Annotated in this window: 14 protein-coding genes and 1 tRNA gene; 4 read left to right on the plus strand and 11 right to left on the minus strand. The window is 69.0% G+C overall.

Features of this window, described 5'->3' with window-relative positions; all coding sequences use genetic code 11:
• Positions 1-12: 12 nt before the first annotated feature.
• Positions 13-648, minus strand: a complete 636-nt coding sequence (locus H7H34_RS01640; protein ID WP_185924026.1) for a ribonuclease D — start codon at positions 646-648, stop codon at positions 13-15.
• Between the two features lie 249 nt (positions 649-897).
• A tRNA-Leu gene (locus H7H34_RS01645) sits at positions 898-984 on the minus strand.
• Between the two features lie 312 nt (positions 985-1,296).
• Between H7H34_RS01645 and H7H34_RS01650 the strand changes: the two genes are divergently transcribed.
• Positions 1,297-2,301, plus strand: coding sequence for a complex I NDUFA9 subunit family protein (locus H7H34_RS01650; RefSeq protein ID WP_185924027.1), 1,005 nt, complete (start codon positions 1,297-1,299; stop codon positions 2,299-2,301).
• Positions 2,302-2,385: 84 nt separating this feature from the next.
• On the opposite strand, the gene H7H34_RS01655 is transcribed toward H7H34_RS01650, so the two are convergent.
• Positions 2,386-2,775 carry a YjiS-like domain-containing protein gene (locus tag H7H34_RS01655; RefSeq protein WP_158592747.1) on the minus strand — a complete coding sequence of 130 codons (390 nt, stop codon included), beginning with the start codon at positions 2,773-2,775 and terminating at the stop codon, positions 2,386-2,388.
• Between the two features lie 190 nt (positions 2,776-2,965).
• Between H7H34_RS01655 and H7H34_RS01660 the strand changes: the two genes are divergently transcribed.
• On the plus strand, positions 2,966-3,991 hold the full coding sequence (locus H7H34_RS01660; protein ID WP_185924028.1) for a helix-turn-helix transcriptional regulator: 1,026 nt from the start codon (positions 2,966-2,968) through the stop codon (positions 3,989-3,991).
• Here the strand turns inward: H7H34_RS01660 and H7H34_RS01665 are convergent.
• Complete coding sequence (locus H7H34_RS01665; RefSeq protein WP_185924029.1) at positions 3,974-4,780, minus strand: undecaprenyl-diphosphate phosphatase; 807 nt, start codon at positions 4,778-4,780, stop codon at positions 3,974-3,976. The genes H7H34_RS01660 and H7H34_RS01665 overlap by 18 nt on opposite strands.
• A gap of 146 nt (positions 4,781-4,926) precedes the next feature.
• Here H7H34_RS01665 and H7H34_RS01670 point away from each other — a divergent pair, with 146 nt between their 5' ends.
• Positions 4,927-5,619, plus strand: coding sequence for a glutathione S-transferase family protein (locus H7H34_RS01670; protein ID WP_120270437.1), 693 nt, complete (start codon positions 4,927-4,929; stop codon positions 5,617-5,619).
• Complete coding sequence (gene queG, locus H7H34_RS01675) at positions 5,517-6,797, plus strand: tRNA epoxyqueuosine(34) reductase QueG (RefSeq protein WP_185924030.1); 1,281 nt, start codon at positions 5,517-5,519, stop codon at positions 6,795-6,797. The genes H7H34_RS01670 and queG overlap by 103 nt, the downstream gene beginning before the upstream one ends.
• A 2-nt stretch (positions 6,798-6,799) precedes the next feature.
• On the opposite strand, the gene H7H34_RS01680 is transcribed toward queG, so the two are convergent.
• From H7H34_RS01680 to rsfS, 7 genes are all read right to left on the minus strand, one after another.
• The gene (locus H7H34_RS01680; RefSeq protein ID WP_185924031.1) at positions 6,800-7,564 is read right to left on the minus strand and encodes an SDR family NAD(P)-dependent oxidoreductase; all 765 of its coding nucleotides are present in this window, start codon (positions 7,562-7,564) and stop codon (positions 6,800-6,802) included.
• A gap of 196 nt (positions 7,565-7,760) precedes the next feature.
• Positions 7,761-8,261: an RNA pyrophosphohydrolase gene (locus H7H34_RS01685; protein ID WP_371811338.1), complete on the minus strand. Its 501-nt coding sequence runs from the start codon at positions 8,259-8,261 to the stop codon at positions 7,761-7,763.
• 65 nt (positions 8,262-8,326) lie between these two features.
• On the minus strand, positions 8,327-9,511 hold the full coding sequence (locus tag H7H34_RS01690) for a divergent polysaccharide deacetylase family protein (protein WP_209006130.1): 1,185 nt from the start codon (positions 9,509-9,511) through the stop codon (positions 8,327-8,329).
• Between the two features lie 71 nt (positions 9,512-9,582).
• Positions 9,583-10,917, minus strand: coding sequence for a S41 family peptidase (locus H7H34_RS01695; protein ID WP_120270430.1), 1,335 nt, complete (start codon positions 10,915-10,917; stop codon positions 9,583-9,585).
• Positions 10,914-12,296 (minus strand): murein hydrolase activator EnvC family protein, encoded by a 1,383-nt coding sequence (locus tag H7H34_RS01700; protein WP_185924033.1) that lies wholly within the window; start codon positions 12,294-12,296, stop codon positions 10,914-10,916. Before H7H34_RS01700 ends, H7H34_RS01695 begins: the two co-directional genes overlap by 4 nt.
• A gap of 235 nt (positions 12,297-12,531) precedes the next feature.
• On the minus strand, positions 12,532-13,017 hold the full coding sequence (rlmH, locus tag H7H34_RS01705; protein WP_120270426.1) for a 23S rRNA (pseudouridine(1915)-N(3))-methyltransferase RlmH: 486 nt from the start codon (positions 13,015-13,017) through the stop codon (positions 12,532-12,534).
• A 281-nt stretch (positions 13,018-13,298) separates the two neighbouring features.
• Complete coding sequence (gene rsfS, locus H7H34_RS01710) at positions 13,299-13,712, minus strand: ribosome silencing factor (protein ID WP_185924034.1); 414 nt, start codon at positions 13,710-13,712, stop codon at positions 13,299-13,301.
• Positions 13,713-13,815: the final 103 nt, after the last annotated feature.

Raw genomic sequence — 13,815 nt, forward strand, 5'->3', positions numbered from 1 at the left:
CCGGGGCCGGCCTCAGCTGTGGGCGAAGATGTCCGTATCGTCCCAGCCGGAGAGATCGAGCGCGGCGCGGGTCGGCAGGAACTGGAAGCAGGCCTCTGCGATCTGCGTGCGGCCCTCGCGCTCCAGCCGCTCGGCCAGCTTGTCCTTCAGCGCGTGCAGGTAGAGCACGTCGGAGGCGGCATAGGCGAGCTGCGCGTCGGTCAGGGTCTCTGCCGCCCAGTCGGAGCTCTGCTGCTGCTTGGAGATCTCCACGCCGATCAGCTCGCGGGCGAGGTCCTTCAGCCCGTGCCGGTCGGTATAGGTGCGCACCAGCCGCGAGGCGATCTTGGTGCACCAGACCGGCGCGCAGTCGATGCCGAGCCCGTGCGACAGCACGGCGACGTCGAAGCGGGCGAAGTGGAACAGCTTGGTCTTGGCGGGATCGCCCAGGAGCTTTGCGAGATTCGGGGCGCTGGTCTGGCCGCTGGCGATCTGCACCACGTCGGCGCTGCCGTCTCCGGCCGAGAGCTGCACCACGCAAAGCCGGTCGCGATGCGGCTTGAGGCCGAGCGTCTCGGTGTCGATCGCCACGGCGCTGGCGGTCCGGTAGGCGGCCATTTCGGGCGAAGCGAGGTCGGGCAGGTCGCCGCGATGCAGGCGGATGGTCATGAAAAGGTGCCTCCGGGCGGGATGCGTGTTCAGTGCCTTGTCGAAAGTGACGCTCTTGATATCGGCGTTTTTCGGCCGCGTCCATCATGCGAGAGGCGATGCCGGCAGCGGTTTTGCGGCGGAAACGCACGCAGTATGACACCGCGTCTGCAAGGTCGGGCATCGCAAGGCCCGCCAAAACGAAAAAAGGCCCGGCGAACCGGACCTTTCTCGTGTGCCTCGGACCTATTGGCATGTCCGAGACGAATTTGGTGCCCAGGAGAGGACTCGAACCTCCACGCCCTTGCGAGCGCTAGCACCTGAAGCTAGTGCGTCTACCAATTCCGCCACCTGGGCTGTGAGGCGGGCTTGTAAGGAACGCTTGCGGGCTTGTCAACGGGGGTTTTTGAAACCGCCTGCGTATGTGCAAAACCGGCCTTCACAGACGCCGGTGCAAGGGCTATTGAGACCGGGCAGGCGGGATTTCCGGCTTCCTACGGTCAGGCGCCGCGAATCGGCGCCTCGTTGGCAGGACGAGTCCCGCCCTGAGAGATTCGCAATCCGGCGGCGTGACGGGTGGCGCCGGCAGCGGCGACCCGGGGCACCACCCGCCGACATCCGGGGCCTGCGCCCCATGAAGCACGAATGGTCACAGAGGGAGCGACGGTCATGTCCGCGGCATCTGGTTCGAAGGCCCTGAACGGCAAGCTCGTCACCGTGTTCGGCGGGTCCGGCTTCATCGGCCGCCATGTGGTCCGGGCGCTGGCCCGGCGCGGCTACCGCGTTCGCGTCGCGGTGCGCCGCCCCGATCTTGCAGAACACGTGCAGCCGCTCGGCGCCGTCGGCCAGATCATGCCTGTGCAGGCCAACCTGCGTCATCGCTGGTCGGTCGACCGGGCGGTGGTCGGCTCCGATGCGGTGGTCAATCTCGTCGGCATTCTCTTTGAGGCCGGCGCCCAGACCTTCGACGCGGTGCAGTCCTTCGGCCCGCGTGCGGTCGCCGAGGCGGCGCGCGCCGCCGGCATCGACCGTGTGGTGCATCTGTCGGCCATCGGCGCCGATGCCGATTCGCCCGCGGCCTATGCCCGTTCCAAGGCGGCCGGCGAGCAGGCGGTGCTGGAAACCGCGCCGCAGGCGGTGATCCTGCGCCCCTCCATCGTTTTCGGCCCGGAGGACGATTTCTTCAACCGCTTCGCCTCCATGGCCCGCATGTCGCCGGTGCTGCCGCTGATCGGCGGCGGCGTCACGAAGTTCCAGCCGGTCTTCGTCGGCGACGTTGCCGAGATGGTGGCGCGTGCGGTCGACGGCGAGCTGGCGCCGGGCACGGTCTATGAGCTCGGCGGGCCGGAAGTTCTCTCCTTCCGCGAGTGCCTCGAGACCATGCTCAAGGTGATTCGCCGCAAGCGGGTGCTGGTGCCGCTGCCTTTCGGCGTTGCCCGCATCCAGGCACGCTTCCTGCAGCTGCTGCCCAAGCCGCTGCTGACGGTCGATCAGGTCGAGATGCTGAAGGTCGACAACGTGGTCTCGGAGAAGGCCGAAGCCGAAGGGCGCACGCTCAAGGCGCTCGGCGTCGAGCCGCGTACCCTTGCCGCGATCCTGCCGACCTATCTGGAGCGCTTCCGCGAGCACGGCCAGTACGACGCCAACCGCATGACGGCCGGCCCCGAGGTCTGATCGCCGTTTCATTGACGCGAAATGCTCGCGAGCCGGAGCGGTTGATCGCCGCTCCGGCTCGTTGTCTTTCCGCCGCAGCCCGCATCAGTCGAGCCCGTGCCGCCACAGGCCGAAATCCGAGCCGAGCCGGCGGATACGCTGCCGCTCGCGGCGGCTCAGCCCGTCATCCGGCTCGTAGCCGAAATAGCCGCGCGACAGGCCGATATCGCGCAGTCCCGCCTCGTCCAGCCGCTCCAGCGCGGCCTGCGTGCGGCGCACCGAGCGCCAGCGCCGCCAGCGGGCGGCGAGGGCCCGTGCCGCCCGCGCCAGCAGCAGTGCCGGCAGGAAGCGCGGGGGCGTGGGAAAGTCGTACGGGTCGGGCGCCCTGCGCCCGTTCTTCGGTGCTGTATTGCGGGCGGGGCAGGTCTCGACCGAAGCGGTCCTGATGGCCCCCGTCTTGATGGCCCCCGTCCTGTTCACGCGCATGTCGGTCATGGCTGGCTCTCCTGTTGCCTGGCCGCGTTTCCCGTGAGGCCCGGTGAGGGCGCTGCGTTGTGGAAAGCGGCGATGCGAAGCAGGATGACGGGTGATACCTGACACCAGCGCGTCAGGTATGTTCCGGTCTTGTGATGGCAGGTGATTTTTTCGGCCCCTGAGGCGGCCGGACCTTCGGGAGAAGAGAGCGATGAACGCCATCGAACGGGCGCTCGGCATCCTGTTGCTGCTGACCGGCGGCCAGCGCAGCGCGGCCGAGCTGGCGGAGCGATTCGACGTGTCCGTGCGCACCATCTACCGCGATGTCGACCGGCTGCTGGCGCTGGGCATTCCGGTGGAGGCCGAGCGCGGGGCGGAGGGCGGCTACCGGCTGGCGCGCGACTATCTGCAGCCGCCGGTGGCGCTGACCCGCGGCGAGACGGCGGCTCTGCTGGTGGCGCTGGCCCTGGTGCGCGGCCTGCGCGCGACGCCGCTCCTGTCGGAGCTGGATGCAGCCGAGGCGAAGCTGTTGGCCTCCCTGCCACGTGCCGCGCGCGAGCTCTTCGGGCAAGGGGAGCGCATCGTCGGCATCGAGTGTCCGCCCGCCGACATCTTCCATCCCGAGCCGGACGGGGTCGGCGATGGCGACACCCAGCTTGCCGTCGATCGTTTCATGCAGGGGCTTCTCGCCTCAAAGCGCGTGCGTCTGACCCACGAGAACCCCTATCGCGGCCGCAGCGTCGACTACGACATGGAGCCGCACGGCATCCTGTTCGACCGCGACCGCTGGTACCTGTTCGGCCACGATGTCGACCTGGGCTCGGAGCGGCTGATTCGTGCCGACCGGGTGCGGCAGATCGAGGTTTCCGGCTTCGCCTTCCGCCCGCGTGCCGCGCTCTCGGTGCAGAGCCAGATCGGCCGCGCCTGGCTGTCGCGCGCCATGCGCCGCTGGGAGGGCGAGGGGCGGGTAAGCCGGCTTCTCGTCACGCGCGAGCAGGCCGAGCGCCTGCAGCGCGACTGGTACTATCGCCACGCGATCTTCGGCATGCAGGACGGGGAGGGTGCGGGACGCGGTCTTCTGGAGGTGCGCATCCCCAGCACCGATGCCGAGGTGATCCTGCCGCTGGTGCGCTGGCTCGGGCCGGGGGCGCGCCTGCTTGCCCCGGACGAGCTGCGCCGCCGGCTCGCGCGGGAGCTGGCGGCGATGGCGGCGGAGGCCTCAGCCGATGAGATATAGGCCGGCGAAACCGGCAAGGCCGACGCCGATGCGCCACCAGGCGAAGGGCGCGAAACCGTGCCGGCTGACGAAGTCGAGCAGGCCGCGCACCACGAAGACGGCGGTGACGAAGGCCGCGACGAAACCGACGGCGATGATGGTCACGTCGTCGACCGACAGGATGTTGCGGTTCTTGAAGAGATCGTAGGCGAAGGCGCCCGCCATGGTCGGCATCGCCAGGAAGAACGAAAACTCCGCCGCAGAGCGCTTGTCCGTGCCCAGCAGCAGCGCGCCGGCGATGGTCGAGCCGGAGCGCGAGACGCCCGGCACCATGGCCAGTGTCTGGAAGAAGCCGATGGCCAGGCACAGCCACAGCGGATAGTTCATCACGTCGTCGTAGCGCGGCGGCCGCTTCATCCGGTCGACGGCCAGCAGCGCGATGCCGCCCAGCACCAGCGTGGTGCAGATCAGCGCCGGCGATTCGAACAGCACTTCCTTGATGAAGCTGTGGGCGAAAACGCCGATCACCGCCGCCGGCAGGAAGGCGAGCAGGATGCCGGCGACGAAGCGTCGCGCCTGCCCCTGGTGCGGCAGCGCCATCGCGATGGTCCACAGGCGGTGGAAATAGACGGACAGGATGGCCAGGATGGCGCCGAGCTGGATCAGCACCTCGAAGGTCTTGCCGGTGCTCTCGAATCCGATGAAATGTCCGAGCAGCAGGATGTGTCCGGTGGAGGACACGGGAATGAACTCGGTCAGGCCCTCGACGAGGCCGAGGATCAGCGCTCCGACGAGCGTCTCCGATTGCATGGGCTGGACTCTCCGGTTCCTTGCGGGGGTTCCTTGCGGGAATTGCCGCGTTGTACGACGGCGTGGTGCGGCGTATACGGGGCCCCTGGCAACGGTGCTGCCCGCTCTGCACCGTTTGATTAACCGTAACCGGTTACGATCCTCTTATGCTGACGCTGTATCGCCATCCGTTCTCGCCCCAGTCGCGTTTCGTCCAGCTTGTGCTGGCCGAATACGGCGCAAAGGTGGAGTTCGTCACCGAGCGCCCCTGGGAGCGCCGCCGCGAGTTCCTGATGCTCAATCCGGCCGGGTCCCTGCCGGTGCTGCGGGAAAACGACGGCCCGCCCGTGTGCGGGGCCTTCGCCATCATGGAATATCTCGACGAGACGCGCGGCTATGCGGTCGGCGACCGCCGGCTGATGCCCGACCATCCGGATGCGCGGGCCGAGACCCGGCGGCTGGTCGACTGGGCGGTCAACAAGCTCGACAACGAGGTGATCGGCCCCTTCGTGCGCGAGCGCATCTACAAGCAGGACATGCCGTCCTCGCAGGGCGGGGGATCGCCGGATTCGGCCATCCTGCGCGCTGCGCGCTCCAATATCGGCCACCATCTGCGCTATTTCGGCTATCTTGCCGCCTCGCGCAACTGGCTGGCGGGCGAGCGCCTGTCCTTCGCCGACTTCGCCGTGGCGGCGGAGCTGTCCTGCGCCGACTATATGGGTGAGGTGCCATGGGCGGAGGAGGAAAACGTCAAGGCATGGTACGCGCGGATGAAGTCGCGTCCGAGCTTCCGTCCGCTGCTGGCGGAGAAGATGCTGGGCATGCCGCCGGCGCCGGTCTACGCCGACCTGGACTTCTGAGCCCGCAGCAGGCGGCCCGGCTGAAGGCCTCGCTCTCCGACAAGGCACGGGCGCTCGGCTTCGACGACATGCGCGTCGCCCTCGCCGATGCACCGCCCCGGACCTCCGAAAACCTCGCAAGGTTCATCACCGAGGGCCATCACGGCTCGATGGAGTGGATGGCCGAGACGGCGGAGCGCCGCGCGGCGCCGCAGGCTCTGTGGCCGGATGCGCGCCGGGTGATCAGCCTGGCCCTGTCCTACGCGCCGGATGACGATCCCCTGGCGACGCTCGCCGCGCGCGAGCAGGCGACCATCTCCGTCTATGCCCGCAACCGCGACTATCACGACATCATCAAGGGCCGGCTCAAGGAGCTGGCGCAGCACCTACTGGCGCAGGCCCGGCGCATGGGGCTCGGCGAAGGCGAGGTGAAGGTCTTCGTCGACACCGCCCCGGTGATGGAAAAGCCGCTGGCCCAGCAGGCCGGCCTCGGCTGGCAGGGCAAGCACACCAATCTCGTCTCGCGCCGCCTCGGCTCGTGGTTCTTCCTCGCCGAGATCTTCACCGATCTGGAACTCCCCGTCGACGAGGCCGAGGTCGACCATTGCGGCTCCTGCCGGGCCTGTCTGGAAGTCTGCCCGACGGACGCGTTCCCTGCGCCTTACCGGCTCGATGCGCGCCGCTGCATCTCCTATCTCACCATCGAGAACAAGGGACCGATCCCGCGCGCCTTCCGCGCCGCCATGGGCAACCGCATCTATGGTTGCGACGACTGCCTTGCCGCCTGTCCCTGGAACAAGTTCGCGGTCGAGGCGCGCGAGGCGCGCCTCGTTGCCCGCGACGAGCTGCGCGCGCCTGCGCTCGCCGACCTTCTGCAGCTGGACGATGCGGCGTTCCGTACCCTCTTTTCCGGCTCGCCGATCAAGCGCATCGGCCGCGACCGCTTCCTGCGCAATGTGCTGGTCGCTGCCGGCAATTCCGGCTCGCCCGCACTTGTCGCAAGGGTCGAGCCGCTGCTCGCCGACGACAGCCCGCTGGTGCGCGGAGCCGCCGTGTGGGCGGCCTCGCGCCTGCTGCCGCCGGCACGCTTCGCCGCCCTTGCCGCCGCCGCGCTGGCAGGGCAGCAGGACGAGGAGGTGTGCGAGGAATGGCAGGCGGCCCTCGCCGCCGCCGAGGAGGGGGCGGCCGGCTCGACCTGATCTCAGGCCAGCATGTGGCCGCCGTCGACCGGGATCGCCGCGCCGGTCATGAACCGCGAGGCATCGCTCGCCAGCAGCAGGAACGGCCCGTCGAGATCCTCGTACTGGCCGATGCGGCGCATGGGGACCTGCCGGATCATCGCCTTGCCGGCGTCGGTGTCGAAATAGCCCTGGTTGATTTCCGTCTCGAAATAGCCCGGCTCCAGCGCGTTGACCCGCACGTTCAGCCTTGCGAATTCCAGCGCCAGCGCCCGCGTCATCTGCACGACGCCGGCCTTGGAGACCGCATAGCAGGCGGTGCCCATGCTGACCCGCTCGCCCAGGATCGAGGCGATGTTGACGATGTTGCCGGGCGTTTCCGTCTCGCGCCAGTGGCGGGCGGCGGAGATCGCCATCAGCCAGACGCCGCGCAGGTTGACCGACATCACCGCGTCGAAATCCTCCGCCGTCTGGTCGACGGCAAGGCCGGCCCGGGCGATGCCGGCATTATTGACGAGAATGTCGAGCCCGCCGAGCGCCGAGACCGCGCCGGCAAGGCAGGCATGGATCGCCGCCCCGTCGCCGACATCGAGCGCCAGTGCCGCGGCCTTCGGTGCGCCGAGCTCGTGCAGCTCGCTCACCAGCGCGTCGAGCCGGTCCTGGCGCCGTGCGGCCACGACGATGGAGGCGCCGGCCCGTGCCGCGACCCGCGCGAAATGGGAGCCGAGCCCGCTCGACGCGCCGGTGATCAGCATCCGTTTGCCGGACAGGTCCGCTGAAAGTGTCATGGTGTCCCCCGTGAGCATGTTGCGCCGGAGCGGGACGAGCCTCAGGGAAGGCGCCGCTCGGGCTGGATCGCGCGAGGCCGCAAGGGCGCGGCCCGCAGGCGCGGATGCCGGATCATGGCAGGCGGGGGCGCCGGGCGCCATGGCCGATTGGCCGGCGTGTGGGAACACGCTGGCCTGTGCGCATGGCCAAAGGGGCTTAGCGGGTGAAGGCGGAAAAGGCCTGTACCACGCCCTCGTAGACCGCGCGCTTGAACGGGATGACGAGGCCGGGCAGCTCTTCGGCCCGCTGCCAGCGCCACTCGCTGAATTCCGGCTTGTGGCCGTCCGGGGGTGTCAGGATGTCGATCTCGCTCTCCTCGCCTTCGAAGCGGAAGGCGAACCACTTCTGCGTCTGGCCCTTGTAGCGGGCCTTGTGGCGCAGCGGCACGATGTCGGCGGGATAGTCGTAGGAGAACCACGAGGGCGCCTCCGCGATCAGCGAGATCGAGCGGATCGCCGTCTCCTCGTAGAGCTCGCGGCGGGCGGCCACCAGCGGGTCCTCGCCCGCATCGATGCCGCCCTGGGGCATCTGCCAGCAATAGTCGGGATCGACCCCGCCCTCCGGCGTGCGCTTGCCGGCCCACACCAGGCCGTCGGCATTGAGCAGCATCACGCCCACGCAGGGGCGGTAGTCGGGCAGGGCGGCGGGGCTGAGCACGCGGCAGGTCTCCTGAGGATCGTGGACGGGAGGGAAAGAGGGGAGCGGCCGCGGCCGGCAGGGTGCTACTGGCCGGCGCGGTCGATCGAGGCGCTGATCGGGATGAGCTGCAGCCCGCGCTCTTCCAGGTCGCGCGACCATCTCTCCAGCTCGTCGATGGTCACGGGAAGCGCGCTGGCGACGCCGACGGCGATGCCGCGCGCCCGTGCGGTGCCTTCCAGCTGGAGCAGCCGGGCGGTGATGTCCTTGGGCCGCGGCACATCGTCGATGACCAGGTCCGCGTGGGAGTAGGGCGTGCGCAAGCCGTTTGCCGTCGCCCCGGCCACGCTGCGCGAGGACGAACCGTCGTCGACATACATCAGCCCGCGCCGGGTCACCTCTCCCAACAGCTGTTTCAACGAGTTTTCCGAGGCGGTGAAACGGGCGCCCATGTAGTTCATCACGCCGACATAGTTGCTGATCCGGCTGAGCAGCCACGACAGGCGGTCCTGCATCTCGCCCGGCGCGTTGCTGACCAGCAGCGTGTGCGGGCCCGGATCGTTGTCGGGATAGTCGAACGGCTCCATCGGCAGCTGCAGCAGCAGCTCGTGGCCGGCGCGGCGGGCCTGCTGCATCCAGCGGTCGATGCTGGAGCCGTAGGGCGCGAAGGCGAGGGTGATGTCCGGCGGCAGCCGGTCGATCGCCGCCTGGGTGCTGGTCTGCGACAGGCCGAGACCGCCGACGATGATCGCGATCTTGGGAACGGAGGCGAAGGACTGGCCGACGGGCCGGGCGTAGATGTCGAGCGGCCGCAGCCCGCCCTCCGAGACGGTCGGCAGCTTGCCGTGCGGCCCGCTTTCGCTCACCCGCGCGTCGGGGCGTTCGGACAGTCCCTGTCCGCTGGCCAGCGACGGCATGGCCCGGTCGGTCGCGGGCGCGCTGTCCTGGTTGTCGATGGATTTGGGTTCGAAGCGCGGCCCGAGCGATTCGTCTTCGGCCGCAGCGACCTGGTCGCTGTCCTCGCTCTGGTCGGGCAGGGTCGGGCGGATCTCCACCACGCCGAAATCGCGGGCGGTCAGGCCGTCGAGGGAGCGTTCCAGGGGGATCGACGCGGTGGGCTCGCCGCCGAGCGGGTCGTCGACAACGCCGATCCACACAAGCACGGTCAGGCCCAGCAGGGTGATCATGCCGGCGCCGATCAGCCCGAGCGGCAGATTGAGATATTTCTTCTTGCTCAGCCCGAGGGGAGTCGAGAGGTCATTTCCCGCCATGGTGCCTCATCCGCTTTCAAGACGGGCGGAAGCGGGCTCCCCTCCCCAGGGCGCCCGCATCCGGTCGTTGATCAGTTCGGAACGGCGGCCTTCTGGTCGCCGACCGGCGGGAAGGCGCTGTTCACCTGGACGCCGTTGAGCAGGTCGAGCGCCAGCTTCAGCTGGGCATCGTCCTTGGGGTCCGGCGGCACATAGGCCTGGCTGCCGGACTGCTCCTCGCCCTCGCCCTGCAGGTGGCCGCGCAGGCCCGCCTCGCCCTTGGTCTCGGCGCCGCTGGCGCGCAGTTCCTCGGGCAGCTCCTGCAGCACCTCGATGTCCGGGGTGATGCCCTTGGCCTGGATCGAGACGCCCGACGGGGTGTAGTAGCGCGCCGTCGTCAGCCGGATCGCGCCGTTGGCGCCGAGCGGGACGATGGTCTGCACCGAACCCTTGCCGAAGGACCGGGTGCCGAGCACGGTGGCGCGGCGGTGGTCCTGCAGGGCGCCGGCGACGATCTCGGACGCCGAGGCCGAGCCGCCGTTGATCAGCACGATCACCGGCTTGCCGTTGGCAAGATCGCCCGAGCGGGCGTTGTAGCGCTGGGTCTCGTCGGCGTTGCGGCCGCGGGTCGAGACGATCTCGCCGCGCTGCAGGAAGGCGTCGGAGACGGCGATCGCCTGGTCGAGCAGACCGCCGGGATTGTTGCGCAGGTCGAGCACGAAGCCCTTGAGCTTGTCGGAGCCGATCTTCTTCGCGACCTCGTCCATGCCGTCCTTCAGGCCGTCATAGGTCTGCTCGTTGAACTGGGTCACGCGCAGATAGCCGACCTCGCCTTCCTCGCGGAAGCGCACGGACTTGATGCGGATGATGTCGCGGGTGATCGTCAGCTTGACCGGCTCGGCCACGTTCTCGCGGCGGATCGTCAGCTCGATGCCGGTGTTGATCGGTCCGCGCATCTTGTCGACCGCTTCCGACAGGGTCAGGCCCTGGATCTGCTCGCCGTCGAGATGGGTGATCAGGTCGCCGGCCATCACGCCGGCCTTGAAGGCGGGCGTGTCGTCGATCGGGGTGACGACCTTGACCAGGCCGTCCTCCATGGTGACCTCGATGCCGAGGCCGCCGAACTCGCCCCGCGTCTGCACCTGCATGTCGCGGAAGTGCTTGGGCGACAGGTAGCTCGAATGCGGGTCGAGCGAGCTCAGCATGCCGTTGATGGCCGACTCGATCAAAGCCGCATCGTCGGGAACCTCGACATAGTCGGAGCGGACCCGCTCGAACACGTCGCCGAAGAGGTTGAGCTGCCGGTAGGTGTCGGAGGCGGCGGCATTCGCCACGCCGCTGACACGCACGGGCATCTGCGAGAGGGCGGTGATTGTCGCGCCACCGATGAGCGCACCGACCAGCAACAGGGAAGCTTTCCGAATCATCCGCGAGCCTTTTCTTCTTCGGGCCGAACCCACCAAGGTGTGGGATCGATCGAAACGCCGTCTTTCCTAAATTCAACATAGAGCACGGGTTGCGGTGCCGCGAGATCGAGAGTCGCCGCGCTTGCAACGCGCGTCTCTCCCATCGTCGCGACGGGCTCCCCTGCCAGCACGAACTGCCCCTGCTCGACATTCGTCCGGTCCATGCCGGCAAGAAGGATATGATATCCATCGCCGGCGTTCAGGATCAAGACCTGCCCGTAGGAACGGAACGGTCCTGCATAGACGACCCAGCCGTCCACCGGAGCCACCACCTGGGCATTGGCGCGGGTGGCGATCGAGCGGCCCTGGGTCGTGCCGCCGAAACTGTCCTGCGCCCCGAAGTCCCGCAGCACCGTGCCGGTCACCGGCGTGCCGATGCGACCCTTCGCGTCGGCAAAGGCGATGGCCGGCGCCAGCCGTCCCGGATCGCTGAACGGATCGGACGGGGGCGGGGCGTTGCGCCGGGCCTCGTCGGCTTTGCGGGCGGCTTCCGCCGCGTCGCGCGCGCTGGTGATGTCCCGCTCCAGCGTCGCGATCAATTCCTTGAGAGTGCCTGCCTCCTCGGCGAGCTGGCGTGTGCGGTCGCGCTCCTGCGCCAGTTCCGCTTCGCTCCTCTCATAGTCGCGCTTCTTCGAGGCGACCAGCATTTCCACGCGGGTGCGCTCCTCGGCCAGGCGCCGCCCGTCGGCGACCAGCCGGTCGCGCTCGGCCGCGCTCGATACCTTGAGCTGGCGCAGGGAGGCAAGATCGCTCGCCAGCGCCTGCGCTTCCACATGCAGCTCCGGCATCACCGCGTTGAGCAGCAGGGCGCTGCGCACCGCGCCGAGCGCATCGCGCGGACGCACGGCGAGCGGCGGCGGCGGATGCCGGCCGATTCGCTGCAGTGCCGAGAGCACCTCGGCCAGCACGTCCTGTCGTTTGACAAGGGATGCGCGCACTGCGTCCTCGTTCTCTCCCAGGCGGCGCAGGCGATCTTCCGTCGCCGCCAGCTGCTCTTCGAGCCGGGTGACCCTCTGCGCCGTGCGCAGCAGGTCGGCATTGAGCGCTTCCCGGTCGCGCTCGATGGCGCGAATTTCTCGGGCGAGCGCGGCCTGCCGGTCCGCCGACAGCGACAAATCGCGCGTCAGCGTCGACAGTTCCTCCTCGCGGCGGGCCTTGCGCTCGGCCAGGCTCTCCGGTTGGGAGGCCGTGCCGGATGCGGGGTCCGCGGCGGTGGACGGCTCCTGCGCCGTCTCGATCTGTTCCTCGCTTGCCAGGCCCCGTCCGGGCCCCTGCGGCAACACGCCTGTCGCAAGCGCGACGGCGAGAGGAAGGATCAGCAGCAGATGGCCTGTCCGCATGGCTCTCGGCAGTTGGTCGTATGTTCACCGTTCCGCCCGTTCGGGTCGCGCTGCCGGTCTTGCCGGTGCGGATCCGCCGGACGCGGGGAGCCCGGGAGGGGCTGACTAAGGATGACCAGCTTGCCCCAGGGACGTTAAAGAAACGTCAACCCTAATGAATGGTAAACCCTTCACTCCTGCCTGCGGAAAGAAGGCCTAGACGAGAAATAGGGCGGAATACGGGCAGTCCGCTGCGTCACGCACCGCGGTGATAGGGATGGCCCGAAAGGATGGTCACCGCCCGGTAGAGCTGCTCGGCGGCGAGCGCCCGCACGATCTGGTGCGGCCAGGTCATCCGTCCGAAGGCGAGCTTTGCCCGCGCGGCCTCCAGCAGCGCCTCGCCATGGCCGTCCGGACCGCCGATCGCCAGGGCCAGATCCGCCGTTCCCGCATCCCGGATCTTTTCCAGTTCGGCGGCGAAGGCTTCGCTCGTCATGTCCCGGCCGGTCTCGTCGAGACACAGGATTGCCGTGCCCGCCGGCAGGGCGGCCAGCAGCGCGCGCGCTTCCTCCGCCTTGCGGTCCTGGGCGCGGGGGCTGCGGGATTCGGGCAGCTCCGTCACCGACAGCGGACCGAGCGAGACGCCCCGGCCGGCCTTGTCGATGCGCGATCCGTACCGGTCGAAGAGCTCGCGCTCGGGACCGGCCTTCATGCGTCCGATGCAGGCGATGTGAAGGCGCATGGGCGGGCCGAAACTTTCCAGGTTCTGCGGGTGCGGCGGGATTGGAGGCGGGCGCGGATAGCGATCCTGCAAGGAGCCGGCCCACGAGTGCGGCCACAGGCGGCCTGATGCGGCCGGGCGCACACGGTCCCGCTCGGCCTCGCAGGGCCGTTCTCTCCACCCCTTGCGCCCACGGGGTCCGAACAGCCGGGACCTTGGGGCGCGGGCGGCAGAGACCCTTCGTCCCGCCGGCGCAAGGCCTGGCGGGAGACGGTCCTGTCCGTTTCCTCGCTACGCCGGCATCAGCCGGCGTAGTGTACCGGCGCGCTCACGTCGTCCACCGACCACAGCTTCTCGATATTGTAGAAGGCGCGGACCTCTGGGCGGAACACATGGACGATCACGTCGCCCGCGTCGATGAGCACCCAGTCGCACTGGGGCGTGCCCTCGATCTGGGCGTTGCCGTGGCCGGCATCCTTCAGGTCGCGCAGCAGGTGGTCGGCGATGGCGCCGACATGCCGGTGCGAACGGCCCGATGCGACGATGACCTGATCGGCCATCGGCGACTTGCCGGTGATGTCGATGGTGACGATGTCCTCGGCCTTGGAATCGGCAAGGGAGGCGAGGACGGTGTCGAGCAGGTTCGCACGCTGCTGCGTGCCGGCTGCTGCGGGGTGAGGGGCGGTGGACGCCGTCGCCTCGGTTTCGAAGGTCATGCTCAGACGGATTGCCTTTCATCCGGTTCGTCCGGCCGCATGCCGACGGCTGCACGTCATGGTGCATCCTTTGGGGCTGCGGCCTGATGGATAGGGACGTCTG

This window comes from Stappia sp. 28M-7 (assembly GCF_014252955.1).
Taxonomy (GTDB): domain Bacteria; phylum Pseudomonadota; class Alphaproteobacteria; order Rhizobiales; family Stappiaceae; genus Stappia.